The following is a 13,119-nucleotide window of genomic DNA, read 5'->3' on the forward strand; positions in this document are numbered from 1 at the left end:
CCCAACAGTGTCCCGCGCAGCCGATTTTTCCAAGGAATGCAGCCTTGCGCTATGCTCTCTATTTCACACCGCCCAAAGACGATCCGTTGACGTCGCTTGCCGCCCGCTGGCTGGGCCGCGATGCATTTTCCAATGAGATTTTTTCCGACAAAGCCATGGGACCCGTGCCTGAAGGCCATGCCGAACTGACGGACGATCCGCGCCGCTACGGTTTCCATGCCACACTGAAGGCACCCTTCGAGCTCGCCGCCTCGGTGACCGAGCGCGACCTTCTCGAGGTTGCCGCGGAATTCGCCGCGCAGACCAAGGCCTTCACCATTCCCGAGCTTGTGCTTGGCCAGCTCGGCCATTTCTTCGCGCTTGTGCCCGGCTCGCTTTACCAGCCGCTGCAGGATTTCGCCTCGCGCGTGGTCAAGACCTTCGAACCGCTCCGCGCGCCGCTTTCGGACCATGATATTGCCCGGCGCAAGCCGGAGGGCCTGACAGAACCACAGCGCGCCAACCTGCTGCGCTGGGGCTATCCTTACGTCAACGACGAGTTCCGCTTCCACATGACGCTGACGGGACGTGTGCCCTCCGAGCGTCAGCCCGAATTGCAGGCAATCCTCGCCGAGCGCTTCGCCGAGCATACAGGCAAGCCGCTCGACATTTCCGGCCTCGCGATCTTCGCGGAAGATGAGCGCGGTGCTCCCTTTACCGTCCGTTCCTGGCTGCCGCTGACCGGCGCTTCAAAGTGAAAGACCTGACATGACCAAAGAAACCGTCCTTTCCAACGCCCGCATCGTCCTCGAAGACCAGATCGTGGAAGGCTCCGTGCTGATCCGCGACGGTCGCATCGCCGCCATTTCCGAGGGCAAGTCCGCGGTCGGCGAGGATTTCGAGGGTGACTTTGTGATTCCCGGTCTGGTCGAGCTGCATACCGACCATCTGGAAGCGCATTACTCCCCGCGCCCAGGCGTGCGCTGGAACAAGACGGCTGCCATCCAGGCCCATGACGCCCAGGTCGTCACATCAGGCATCACCACGGTGTTCGACTGCCTGCGCATGGGCTCGGACGAGGATGGCGGTTTCGAAAAGGGCGAGATGCGCGACATGGCCGACGCCATTCAGGCAGCCCAGCGCGAAGACCGCCTGCGCGCCGACCACCTGATCCACCTGCGCTGCGAAGTCTCCTCCGACAACGTTCTAGATCACTTCCAGGATTTCGAGAAGGATGCTTACGTCCGTCTGGTCTCGCTGATGGACCATGCGCCGGGCCAGCGCCAGTTCCAGACCATGGATCAGTACATCTTCTACTACCAGAAGAAGCGCGGCCTGAGCGATGAGGTCTTTGCTCGTTTCGTCGCCAAGCGGCAGGAAGAATCGGCAAAGTACGCCACACCGAACCGCGACGCGATCGCCAAGGTCTGCGCCGAGCGCGGCATCACCGTCGCCAGCCACGACGACGCGACGCTTGCCCATGTCGACGAAGCCATCCACTATGGCGTTCGCCTCGCCGAATTCCCGACCAGCGTCGAAGCCGCAAAGGCTTCGCATGGCGCCGGCATGAGCGTGCTGATGGGCGCGCCGAACATCGTGCGCGGCAAGTCGCATTCGGGCAATATCGCCGCTCGCGATCTTGCCGAGCTTGGCGTACTCGATGTTCTTTCCTCCGATTACGTGCCGCTCAGCCTGCTGCACGCGCCCTTCATCCTGGCAGATGAAGTCGAGGGCATCTCGCTGCCGCAGGCGATTGCGATGGTGACGGCGACGCCTGCAAGAACCGTCAGCCTGAACGACCGCGGCCGCATTGCCGAAGGCCTGCGCGCCGATCTCGTGCGCGTTCGCCGCGACCACGGCGTGCCGGTCACGCGGTCGGTCTGGCGGGAAGGACGGCGGGTCGCATGAGCGCGGACGCCAACACCAAGCCGGCTCATGACGGCTTGTCGGATGCCGCTTCGGGCACGTTGGCTGTTGTCGTCGGCCCGAGCGGTGCCGGCAAGGATACGCTGATGAACCTGGCTGCCCGGCATTTCGCCGGCCGGCCCGATATTCACTTCGTCCGCCGCGTCATCACCCGCGATGGCGAGGCCGGCAACGAAGATCACAGAAGCGTTTCCGATGCCGACTTCGATGCGATGGAGAAGACTGGCGCCTTTGCCGTGTCCTGGGAGGCGCATGGGCTGAAATACGGCATCCCAGCCGATATCTTCGCTGAACTTGCGCGAGGCAATCTGGTCATCGCCAATGGCTCGCGCTCGGCGCTGCATCATTTCCAGGCTGCATTCCCGCGTCTGAAGGTCATCAACATCACGGCGTCACGCGACGTGCTTGCCGAACGGCTGATGGCGCGCGGACGCGAAAGCCGCGAGGACGTGCTGAAGCGGCTGGAAAGAAGCTCCCTGACCGTTCAGGGCAGCTACGACGTCGCCGATATCGACAACAGCGGCACGCTCGAAGAGGCGGAACGCGCGATCATTTCCGTGCTGGAAGCGTTGGTCCGGAAGTAAGAGCGCTGAAGCCGCCCAATCTCGCCCCTGGCGGGCGAGAAAGCAATTTCAATGGCTTAGAAATTGCGATACCGAAGGCTCCGCATACTCCGGAGCTTGGCGCAATTTCTAAGCCATTGAAATTGCAAGAGAGGGGCCTTTTCTTGCGTAAATCGTCTCAGGGTTCAGCTTGCCCCTGTCCGCCCCCGCCCTTGCAAAATCTAGCACTTAGCCTTGCGGCTAAATACTGATTTTGCTTTCCCGCCCGCCCCTTCGATAAGCTCAGGAGGTCGGGATTGAGAGCCTCAGTGGGCCTCATCCCAATTGTTTGCGGCGCGGGCATCGACCTTCAGCGGCACGGCCATATCGACCGCCGGCATGGCGGCATTTTCCATGACCGAGACGATGATCGGCGTCGTGCGTTCGACATCGGCATCCTCGACTTCGAAGATCAGTTCGTCGTGCACCTGCAGCAGCATGCGCACGCGATCACCGAGCCCGGCTGAAGCCAGCGCCGGCTCCATCTTGATCATGGCGCGGCGAATGACGTCTGCCGCAGACCCTTGGATCGGAGCGTTGATCGAGGCGCGCTCGTTGAAGGCACGGACGGAGGGGTTGGAGGAGCGGATTTCCGGGAAATGGATGCGGCGGCCGAAAATCGTCTCGACATAACCCTTGTCGCGCGCGGCCTGCTTGGCACCGTCCATGTAGTCCCGGATGCCGGGGAAGCGCTCGAAATACTTCTTGATGTAATCGCCGGCTTCCGAACGTTCGATCGACAGCTGGTTGGCAAGACCGAAAGCTGAGATGCCGTAGATGATGCCGAAGTTGATCGCCTTGGCGCGGCGGCGAACTTCGCTCGGCATGCCCTCGACCGGAACGCCGAACATTTCCGACGCCGTCATCGCGTGAATGTCGATGCCGTCTTCGAAAGCCTGCTTGAGCTGCGGGATATTGGCGACATGCGCCAGCACGCGCAGTTCGATCTGGCTGTAGTCGGCGGAAACCAGCTTGTGACCGGGCGTCGAGATGAAGGCCGTGCGGATCTTGCGGCCTTCCGCCGTGCGCACCGGAATATTCTGCAGGTTCGGCTCGGAGGACGACAGACGCCCCGTGGTAGTCGAGGCCAGCGAATAGGATGTGTGCACGCGCTTCGTCTCGGGATGGACGTAGCCCGGCAGAGCATCGGTATAGGTCGATTTCAGCTTGGTGAGCTGACGCCAGTCGACGATCTTGCGCGGCAGTTCGAAGCCGGCCGCCGCCAGATCCTCCAGCACCTGTGCCGAGGTCGACCATTGCCCGGTCTTCGTCTTGCTGCCGCCGGCCAGTCCCATCTTGCCGAAGAGGATGTCGCCAAGCTGCTTCGGAGAGCCGATGTTGAAGCGCTCGCCGGCGAGCGTATAGATCTCGTCCTCGAGAGCGGCGGCACCCTGCGCCAGCTCGCCCGAAAGGCGCGACAGGATCTGCCGGTCGATGGTGATGCCACGCTCTTCCATATGCGCAAGCACCGGCACGAGAGGCCGCTCCAACCGCTCGTAGACGGCCGAAAGTTTTTCTGCTGCAAGTCGTGGTTTCAGCACCAGCCACAGGCGCAGCGTCACATCGGCATCCTCGGCGGCATAGGCGGTGGCGCGGTCGATATCGACGAGATCGAAGGTGACATTGGATTTGCCGCTGCCGGCAACGTCCTTGTAGGCGATCGGCTTGTGGCCGAGCCAGCGCTCGGAGAGGCTGTCCATGCCATGCGTGGCGTTGGAGCCGCCATCGAGCACATAGGAGAGCAGCATCGTGTCATCGAACGCCTTGGTCTCGATGCCGTAGCGCTTCATCAGCAGATAGTCGTATTTGAGGTTCTGCGCGATCTTCAGGATGGAGGTATCCTCCAAAAGGTCCTTCAACCTCGCAAGAGCATCGCGCAGCGGAATCTGATTATCGGCCAGGCCGCCGCCGAGCAGATCGCCTACACCGGTCTTGTGGGCAAGCGGGACATAGGCGGCACGGATGGAGCTGCCCGTGGGATCATTGCGGTTATCAGCGACCGCCAGCGAGAAACCGACGATTTCGGCCTGCATGACATCGAGCGACGTCGTTTCGGTATCGAAGGCGACGATGCCGGTCTCGCGCGCATCCGCGATCCATTGATCGAGGGTGGCAATATCGCGAATGGTCACATATTTTGAATGATCGATCGGAGCAGTGGCGAAGCTTGCCGCCCTTGCGTTGGCAAGTGCGGCCGGTTCCGTCAGCCCCTCGACGGCCAGGCGCGGCTTTACCGCCGGTGCCGGAACGGAGGCTCCCTCGGCCGTAACCTCGCTGCCTGCAACAAGCTCGGCATTTTCGCCGGCGTCGAGATCGGGGCCGTGCGCACTCTCACCCAGTTCGACTTTGACGACGGCGGGCTCGATCGCCGCGGGATCGCAATCGCAGGCATCCGCAACGCGGCGCGTCAGCGAGGTGAATTCCATCGCCTTCAGGAAGCCGATCAGCTTCGGGCCGTTCTGCGGCTCCAGCACCAGCGCATCGAGATCAAGCTCCAGCGGCACATCGGTCCTGAGCGTCACCAGCTGGCGGGATATGCGAGCAAGCTCGGCATTGGCGATGATGTTTTCGCGGCGCTTCTGCTGCTTGATTTCGTCGGCGCGGGCAAGCAGCGTGTCGAGGTCGCCGAATTCTTCCAGCAGTTGCGCCGCGGTCTTCGGGCCGATGCCGGGTATGCCCGGCACGTTGTCGACCGAATCGCCGGTCATGGCCTGCAGATCGATCATCTTTTCCGGTGGCACGCCCCATTTCTCGATGACATCGGGAATGCCGATCTGCTTGTCCTTCATGCTGTCATACATGTGGACCATTGGCGTGACGAGCTGCATCAGGTCCTTGTCGGACGAGATGATGGTCACATCGGAGCCGGCTGCCTCCGCCTGTCGGGCATAGGTGGCGATGATGTCGTCGGCCTCGAAGCCGTCGGTCTCGATACAGGGCAGATTGAAGGCGCGGGTCGCCTCACGGATGAGGCCGAATTGCGGGATCAGCTCTTCCGGCGGCGCCGAGCGATTGGCCTTGTATTCCGGGAAGATGTCCTTGCGGAAGGTCTTCGACGAATAGTCGAAGATGACGGCGAAATGGGTCGGCGTCACCCCGACGGAGGTGTCGCGCGCCGAAGTCAAAAGCTTCCACAGCATGTTGCAGAAACCCGAGACGGCGCCGACGGGTAATCCGTCGGACTTGCGCGTCAGCGGCGGCAGGGCGTGAAAGGCCCGGAATATGAAACCGGAGCCGTCGACGAGGAAGAGATGATCACCTTTTTTCATGGAAGCATGGATAGCGTGACGCACCTCCAACGTCCATATAAACTTCAGTTTTGCAGGCTAGAACGCTTCCGCTTTTCTTCAAATCGCGCAAACGCTTTATCTTTTGTTTTTACGCAATTCCGGACGGAAAACCGCGATACACTTTTCCTGGAATTACTTTGGTGGGAAGGCCAAATCTCTCACCGAAACGTTACTAACTTTTAATCAATCTAATCTGCGCATTCCCTTGAAAAACCACATTCGAAACCTCAAATCATACTCACCGGCGATTGATACGCCGCGGGTCTGGCAACCGGCCTGTCCCCCGCCATGTCAGACTTGGACAAAGGCCTATCCCCTCTCCGGGCCTTTGTCCCCCTTTCGAGAGCCGCCATGGTGTCCCCTCCAGGCCATGGCGGCTTTTTCATGCAAAAAATACAACCAGTGAACGTGAAAAAATCGGCTGAAGTTGCTGATTTCAGGGGTCTCTACCTAAATAATTGCCGATTGTCTTGACCTTGAATTGTCGGCATATTTGCAATCATGGGATTTAATCGGATGGACTCCGCCGCCTACCTTGCCAGTCAGATGGCAAAGGGATTCGCTCGCTCGCTACAACAACGCGCGGCGAAGCTCGGCTTTTCCCCCGGTCAGTTTCCAATCCTGCTGGAATTGTGGTCCGAGGATGGGCTCACGCAGAAACAGCTGCTCGATAGGGTCGACATCGAACAGGCGACAATGGCCAATACGCTGTCGCGCATGGAACGGGACGGATTGGTGGAACGCCGCCCGCATCCTTCGGACAAGCGGGCGCAACTGGTCTTCCTGACGAACAAGGCCGCAGCCATGCAGGCGGAAGCGATCGAAGCCGCCATGGCCGCGGACACGGATCTCCTCAAAGACTTTCGTCAATTCGAGCGCGAACTGCTGCTGGAATATATCCGGCGTGTGCTGGAGAATGCCAAGCAGCTCTAGGGCCTAGACTAATTCAGAGCCAGCTAGAGGGCCAAGGCGGTGGCGAGTGCCAAGCCTGAGCGGAAGTTGGTGGCGAGTTTGCCATAGCCGGCAGCGACGCGGCCGAAGCCCCTGAGGCTGCGGAAGGCGTTCTCAATGAGATGCCGAGCACGGAAGCGCCGCTTATCTTAGCGGATGGTTGCCTTGCGGTTGTGCCGGGATCACCGGGACGGCGCCGACATAGTGAGCTAGGCAACGCAGCCGATCAGCATACAAGATCATCGATTGCCGCCAGCGCGTATCACCTTCACGCGCGCCCCGGCCAGACAGGAGGGGCAGAAATTATAGTTTCAGGCCGACGCTCGCCAGGAAGCTTTCCATACGGTTGTCAACCTCAGCCTTCGTCTCCGCCCACGCTGGGAACGACTGCAGAAGATTGTCGTGCCAAGCGATAAGGTTTGGATATTCTTTGAACGGAAACTTCGCACGATCGACCTGGGAGAACGGAGCCGCGATATCGATATCAGCGAAGGTCAGCGCATTGCCAACCATGAACTCACGGTCTTCAAGATGCCGGTCGAGTACCTTCGCTGCAGCGCGGATCTTACCCTCGGCAAATTTGATGAGGGACTCGTCCTTCGGTACGCCCATGACCGTCTTCCCCACACGCTCATCGAAGATGGTGGTGGTGAAGGTGCGCCACTGTTCGCCCGACCAGAACATCCACTGAAGTACTTGGAAGCGCTCGTCCTGCGTGGTTCCGACCAGCGACGAATCCACCTTGCCAGCGAGATAAAGGTTGATCGCAGAAGCTTCCCAGAGAATGGTGTCCCCATCCTCCAGAACCGGCGTCAGACCGTGGGGATTGAGGCGCGATTTGAACTCGACGGTCTGGCTCTCGCCTTTGAAGAGGTCAACTTTAACGCGTTCGAGTTCAACGCCCATGATTTTTGCAGCGGTGGTCACGCGACGCAAGCTGCCCGAGCCCGCATCACCATAGATCTTGATTGTCATAACTGTTCCTTTCGGTTCAGGCCCGTGATCGGGCGGTCGAACGTCAATTTTCATATTCTCTTTGCGAATGGAATTGGCGCTTGACGAATGTCATCTATTCTCTATTCGAATTCATCACAGTGGTGGCTGCACAGCGGTGGCTGCGCGACGGGTCGGGATACAGGTGATGGATAAGCTAGATGCGATGCGGATGTTCGTGCGCGTCGTCGAAAGCGGAAGCTTTTCGCAGGCAGCGCGGGACCTGAACGTCAGCCAGCCGACGGTCAGCAAACAGCTCGCTGCGCTCGAAGCGCGACTCGGGACACAGCTACTTGCGAGAAGTTCGCGCGCCCTTGCCGTAACGCCCGCAGGACAGGATTATTACGAAGCCACCGTCCGTATCCTTCAAGATCTCGACTCCGTCGAGGAGAGAATCCTCGAAGGGCAATCGGCCCCCTCAGGGCTGGTCCGCGTGACGCTCTCGCCAGCATTCGGGAGGATGTTCGTTATCCCCCGGCTAGCGGATTTCAGGAACCGTTTCCCTGATGTTACCATCGAGATGGAAGTCTCCGGACGGCACGTTGACCTCATCGAGGAGGGAATAGACGTTGCGATCCGCATCGGTCGGCTTTCGGATTCAGCGCTGATCGCCCGACGCATCGGCGACATGCGTATGATAACCCTGGCCTCCGCCGGGTATCTTGCCCAACACGGCACGCCGCAAACGTTGGACGAACTACGCATCCACCAGCGTATCAGCTATGTCTACCAGGGCGATATTATTGGGTGGGGTTTCCAAGTGGACGGCCGGCAGGTCACGGTCGACGGTGGGGGAGCTTTCCGTACGAACGACGCAGAGCATGTCCGCGGCGCGGTCCTCGCGGGCCTCGGCATCGCCCACCACGCAAGTTGGCTGTTCACGGATGTGCTGGCCTCCGGCGAGGTTGTGCGAATTTTGCACCAGCATGCGCCGCCGCCCTTTCCGATCAACGCCGTTACCGTTGCCGGACGGCGCATGCCTTCCCGAGTACGGCAATTTATTGATTTCCTCGCTGCGATTTGCGCCGAGGAACCGGAATTAAGGATAGATAATGGCTAACCCGTCATGGAGCGGACGGCTCCGGGTTGGCTCTGCGCAGGAGGACGCTGAACGGGCCTTTGTCGTCGGTCCAGTCGATCATTGGTCCAATCGATCATTGGCGACTATCCCGCTGCGCAGCAACAAGACAGCGGTCGCATGGCCGTACTTGTGGCTATTCTCAGTATGGAGGGTTTCGCCGACTTTTACCGCCTAAACATGTTGATTGCATTTGCGCCGCGATGCAACCCCATGGAAGGGCGCAACGGTTTTCTGCCTGGGATTGCATGAAATTGCTACACGCGTCAAAGCGGCAAAAAGCCCTAGCCCCGTCCGGCCACCTTATCCAGCGCAGCTTGGTGTTGGCTGGGTCCGACATCCGGCCTGCCGAAGAATATTCCCTGAAGCTGAGCGCAGCCTTCCTCGATGACGATGCGACGCTGGGTTTCCGTTTCCACACCTTCCGTGACGACAGGCATGTTCAGGCTGTGGCCGAGGCCGATGATGGCGCGGACGATCGAGCGTGCTGCCGGATCGTGTTCGAGGGCGCCGGTGAAGCTGCGGTCGACCTTGATCTTGTCGAAGGGGAAGGCGCGCAGATTGCTAAGCGAGGAAAAGCCGGTGCCGAAATCATCCATGACCACGCGCACACCGAGGCGATGCAGCCGCTGCAGGGTCGCGATGACAGCCGTGCGCTCGCGCATCAGGGCAGCCTCTGTGATCTCCAGTTCGAGGCGCTGCGGATCGAGGCCGGTTTTGCGCAGGATCCGTTCGATCTGGTCGTAAAGGGTCGGGACCATGAATTGCAGTGGTGAGAGATTGACCGCGACATTCGCGGGCTCGCTCCAGCGCGTCGCCTCCTGGCATGCCTGCTGCAGCACCCATTCGCCGATCGCGACAATCGATCCGCTTTCCTCGGCAATGGGAATAAACGTCTCCGGGTCGATCACGCCGCGATCCGGATGCGCCCAGCGCAACAGCGCCTCATAGCCGCTGACGCTGTCGCTGCCGACATCGTAGATCGGCTGATATTCCAGAAAGAGCTGACGGCGGAGAATGGCCTGGCGCAGATCGTTCTCTAGCTGACGGCGCGTGCGCACGGCCTTGTCCATTTCCGCATCGAAGAAGCAGGCATGGCCACGGCCCGCATGCTTGGCGCGATAAAGCGCCATATCCGCATTGGCGTAAAGCTGCTCTGCGCCGGTGCCGTCACGCGGATAGATGGCGATGCCGATGCTGACGCCGACAGCCGTCGGATCGCGCGCCGTATCCATCTCCATGCCGAATTCGGCGAGAATGCGCTCGGCAAGGCGGGTTGCTCCCTCGGGCTGCCGGCGCTTCGGCTGGATGATGGCAAACTCATCGCCGCCAAGCCTTGCCACCGTATCGCCATCCTCGATTGCGCGCTGCAGGATGCCGGCGACCTTGCAGAGGATACGGTCTCCTTCGGCGTGACCGAAAACGTCATTGATCGCCTTGAAGCGGTCGAGGTCCAGGCAGAAGATCGCGACTTCGCCGCCCCTGCGGTTCACCATCTGCAGTGCCTGGCGCATGCGCTGATCGAATAGCGAGCGATTGGGCAGATCCGTCAATATATCGTGATGGGCCAGGTGCTCGATCATCTGCTGCGCCTGGCGACGCTCGGTCAGGTCGCGCACGACAAGCACGCTGCATTCGTGGCCGCGATAGGTGATGGAGCGCCGCACGGTCTCGACGGGGATCGCCTTGCCATCGCACCCCGACAGCGTTGTTTCCAGCGGAATGGCGGCTTCGGTATGGATATCCATGTCGATGCTCAGAAAGACATCCGGCGCGACACCGATCACCTGCTGCGCCGACCAGCCGGAAATGGCGAAGAACCGCTCGTTCGCATCGATCACCCGACCGTCGCGGACGATGAGCAGCCCTTCCAGCGAAGCATTGGCGAAACCCCGGAGGTCGGTCAAATGACGATCAATGAAGATGGCGCCGAGAGCGATGAGGATCAGCCCCATCGCGGCAGCCATGACGATGCCGGCAAGGATGCTTCGATCCATGGCGAGGGCAGCACCCGGCAGGGTCACTTCGGGCGTCAGCGTGACGCCGCTCATCGCGGTGAAATGCAGGGAGCAAATCGCAAGCAGCAGCAGAAGAGCGCCAGCCATGATGCGCCTGAAGCCATGAAGACTGCGAAACACCAGGAAAGCCAGTGAGGAGAAGACGCCACCGATGGCGACGGAAGCGACGACGCGCGGTATATCGAAGGAGAGTTCTGCCGAGGCCTCGACGGCCTGCATTCCCGTAAAATGCATGGCGGCTATTCCAAACGCCATCAGCATGCCGCCGACCGCAAAGGAAACGCGATTATCCCATTCGAAGGCAACGGCAATCGCGAGCCATGAGCCGACGATGGCAAAGACCACGGAAAGCACCGTCAGTGAAACGCCATATGAGATCGGAAGACTGCTCTGATAGGCGAGCATGGCGATGAAATGCGTTGCCCAGATGCCGACACCGCTGGCAAAAGCCGCAGCAACAATCCAATAGCGGCGCTGATGCGACTGGCATTCCTGCGCACGCGAAAAAAGGAGCATGGTGGCAAGACTGCCGATAAGGCAGATGATCGCCGCTACAATAATAAGCCTGAAGTCATGATCGTCACGAATACATGCAATCACTGAAAACATTACGCGTCTCCAGAATACGCTTCTGGATTGACGTTATTTCTAATAATCTAAAAAACTTGTAAACTACATGCGCAACTAATCACATAAGAGCGCGCCTCGATCGAAAGACGCAAGCTACGGTAAATTTTCAGTTTTAACGCCTCGAAACCCGGCGGGCTTTGGTCTATCGTCCATCCAAATCTCATGTAAGGAGTCGGATATGACCGATCTATCGCCCGTTCTCGACCGCGCCGATCAGAACCTCCCTTCCAGCCTCGACAATCTCTTCGAACTGCTGCGCATCAAGTCCATCTCGACCGATCCGGACTACAAGGCGGAATGCCGCAAGGCGGCGGAATGGCTCGTCACCTACCTGAACTCGATCGGCTTCAAGGCCTCCCTGCGCGATACGTCCGGCCATCCGATGGTGGTCGCCCATCACGATGCCGGCAGCGCAGATGCGCCGCATGTGCTGTTCTACGGCCACTATGACGTGCAGCCCGTCGATCCGCTCGAGCTTTGGGAAAGCGACCCATTCGCTCCGGAAATCAAGGACCTGGGCAATGGCCGCAAGGTCCTGACCGGCCGCGGCACGTCCGACGACAAGGGGCAGTTGATGACCTTCGTCGAAGCGGTGCGCGCCTATAAGGAAACCAGGGGCGCACTGCCGGTGCGCATCACCATCCTCTTCGAAGGCGAAGAGGAATCCGGCTCGCCCTCGCTCAAGCCCTTCCTCGAAGCCAATGCCGCCGAGCTGAAGGCGGATTTCGCCCTCGTCTGCGATACCGGCATGTGGGATGGTGAAACGCCGTCCATCTCGGCCAGCCTGCGCGGCCTCGTCGGCGAGGAGATCATCATTAACGCCGCCGACCGCGACCTGCACTCGGGCATGTTCGGCGGTGCCGCTGCTAATCCGATCCACATCCTCTCCGATATTCTCGCCGGCCTGCATGACGAGACCGGGCGCGTAACGCTCGACGGCTTCTATGACGGCGTCGAGGAAACGCCGGCTAATATCAAGGCCTCCTGGGAAACGCTCGGGATGACGACGGAAAAATTCCTCGGCGAGGTCGGCCTGTCCATTCCCTCGGGAGAAAAGGGCCGTTCGGTGATGGAATTGATCTGGGCGCGGCCGACCGCGGAAGTCAACGGCATCACCGGCGGCTATACCGGCGCCGGTTTCAAGACCGTGATCGCTGCCAAAGCATCGGCGAAGGTCTCCTTCCGCCTGGTCGGCCAGCAGAACCCGGCGGCGATCCGCGAGAACTTCCGCGCCTATGTACGCTCGAAGATCCCTGGGGATTGCTCGGTGGAATTCCATGAGCATGGCGGCTCGCCGGCCATCCAGCTTTCCTACGACTCGCCGGTGCTGAGCAAGGCCAAGACGGCACTTTCCAACGAGTGGCCGAAGCCCGCTATCGTTGTCGGCGAAGGCGGCTCGATCCCGATCGTCGGCGACTTCCAAAGGATGCTCGGCATGGAATCGCTGCTGGTCGGCTTTGGCCTCTCCGACGATCGCATCCATTCGCCGAACGAGAAATACGAGCTGCGCTCCTATCACAAGGGCATCCGCTCCTGGATCCGCATCCTCGACGCGCTCGCCAGCTAAGCCATCTGCGGCGGGTGCGCGTCCTTGCGCGCCCCGCGACCATCCCGCCGGATGGCAAGGGATGCCGTCATTCGAAGCGACGGGC

General features: G+C 60.4%; 9 protein-coding genes. 6 read left to right on the forward strand and 3 right to left on the reverse strand.

The genetic code is table 11. The annotated features are described in order from the left end of the window. Window positions 1-44: 44 nt before the first annotated feature. The 3 genes from AC13QY_RS27565 to phnN are packed head-to-tail and all read left to right on the forward strand — an operon-like array spanning window position 45 to window position 2,489. A complete protein-coding gene (locus AC13QY_RS27565) occupies window positions 45-737 on the forward strand; it encodes a DUF1045 domain-containing protein (protein WP_488494314.1) in 693 nt (230 codons plus the stop codon). Between the two features lie 10 nt (window positions 738-747). Then, a complete protein-coding gene (locus AC13QY_RS27570; RefSeq protein ID WP_092714520.1) occupies window positions 748-1,887 on the forward strand; it encodes an alpha-D-ribose 1-methylphosphonate 5-triphosphate diphosphatase in 1,140 nt (379 codons plus the stop codon). Further along, window positions 1,884-2,489 (forward strand): phosphonate metabolism protein/1,5-bisphosphokinase (PRPP-forming) PhnN, encoded by a 606-nt coding sequence (phnN, locus tag AC13QY_RS27575; RefSeq protein ID WP_092714518.1) that lies wholly within the window; start codon window positions 1,884-1,886, stop codon window positions 2,487-2,489. Before AC13QY_RS27570 ends, phnN begins: the two co-directional genes overlap by 4 nt. 284 nt (window positions 2,490-2,773) lie before the next feature. On the opposite strand, the gene polA is transcribed toward phnN, so the two are convergent. Beyond that, window positions 2,774-5,776, reverse strand: a complete 3,003-nt coding sequence (gene polA, locus AC13QY_RS27580) for a DNA polymerase I (protein WP_488494315.1) — start codon at window positions 5,774-5,776, stop codon at window positions 2,774-2,776. 537 nt (window positions 5,777-6,313) lie between these two features. On the opposite strand from polA, the gene AC13QY_RS27585 reads away from it, so the two are divergent. After that, window positions 6,314-6,730: a MarR family winged helix-turn-helix transcriptional regulator gene (locus AC13QY_RS27585; protein WP_113333869.1), complete on the forward strand. Its 417-nt coding sequence runs from the start codon at window positions 6,314-6,316 to the stop codon at window positions 6,728-6,730. A gap of 321 nt (window positions 6,731-7,051) precedes the next feature. Here the strand turns inward: AC13QY_RS27585 and AC13QY_RS27590 are convergent, their stop codons facing one another. After that, complete coding sequence (locus AC13QY_RS27590; protein WP_488494316.1) at window positions 7,052-7,723, reverse strand: glutathione S-transferase family protein; 672 nt, start codon at window positions 7,721-7,723, stop codon at window positions 7,052-7,054. Between the two features lie 166 nt (window positions 7,724-7,889). On the opposite strand from AC13QY_RS27590, the gene AC13QY_RS27595 reads away from it, so the two are divergent. Continuing rightward, complete coding sequence (locus AC13QY_RS27595) at window positions 7,890-8,801, forward strand: LysR family transcriptional regulator (RefSeq protein ID WP_488494317.1); 912 nt, start codon at window positions 7,890-7,892, stop codon at window positions 8,799-8,801. A gap of 302 nt (window positions 8,802-9,103) precedes the next feature. Here the strand turns inward: AC13QY_RS27595 and AC13QY_RS27600 are convergent, their stop codons facing one another. Beyond that, entirely contained in the window at window positions 9,104-11,446 is a 2,343-nt protein-coding gene (locus AC13QY_RS27600; protein ID WP_488494318.1) for a bifunctional diguanylate cyclase/phosphodiesterase, read from the reverse strand. Between the two features lie 199 nt (window positions 11,447-11,645). Here AC13QY_RS27600 and AC13QY_RS27605 point away from each other — a divergent pair, with 199 nt between their 5' ends. Then, the gene (locus AC13QY_RS27605) at window positions 11,646-13,034 is read left to right on the forward strand and encodes a M20/M25/M40 family metallo-hydrolase (protein WP_488494319.1); all 1,389 of its coding nucleotides are present in this window, start codon (window positions 11,646-11,648) and stop codon (window positions 13,032-13,034) included. Window positions 13,035-13,119 lie beyond the last annotated feature (85 nt).

The organism is Martinezella sp. CNPSo 3795, assembly GCF_057784475.1.

What these genes read in the sequence shown, in the direction of transcription:
- AC13QY_RS27570 (WP_092714520.1), top strand. Translation starts at nt 748, where the DNA reads ATGACCAAAGAAACCGTCCTTTCCAACGCCCGCATCGTCCTCGAAGAC.
- phnN (WP_092714518.1), top strand. Translation starts at nt 1,884, where the DNA reads ATGAGCGCGGACGCCAACACCAAGCCGGCTCATGACGGCTTGTCGGAT.
- polA (WP_488494315.1), bottom strand. Translation starts at nt 5,776, where the DNA reads ATGAAAAAAGGTGATCATCTCTTCCTCGTCGACGGCTCCGGTTTCATA.
- AC13QY_RS27585 (WP_113333869.1), top strand. Translation starts at nt 6,314, where the DNA reads ATGGACTCCGCCGCCTACCTTGCCAGTCAGATGGCAAAGGGATTCGCT.
- AC13QY_RS27590 (WP_488494316.1), bottom strand. Translation starts at nt 7,723, where the DNA reads ATGACAATCAAGATCTATGGTGATGCGGGCTCGGGCAGCTTGCGTCGC.
- AC13QY_RS27595 (WP_488494317.1), top strand. Translation starts at nt 7,890, where the DNA reads ATGGATAAGCTAGATGCGATGCGGATGTTCGTGCGCGTCGTCGAAAGC.
- AC13QY_RS27600 (WP_488494318.1), bottom strand. Translation starts at nt 11,446, where the DNA reads ATGTTTTCAGTGATTGCATGTATTCGTGACGATCATGACTTCAGGCTT.
- AC13QY_RS27605 (WP_488494319.1), top strand. Translation starts at nt 11,646, where the DNA reads ATGACCGATCTATCGCCCGTTCTCGACCGCGCCGATCAGAACCTCCCT.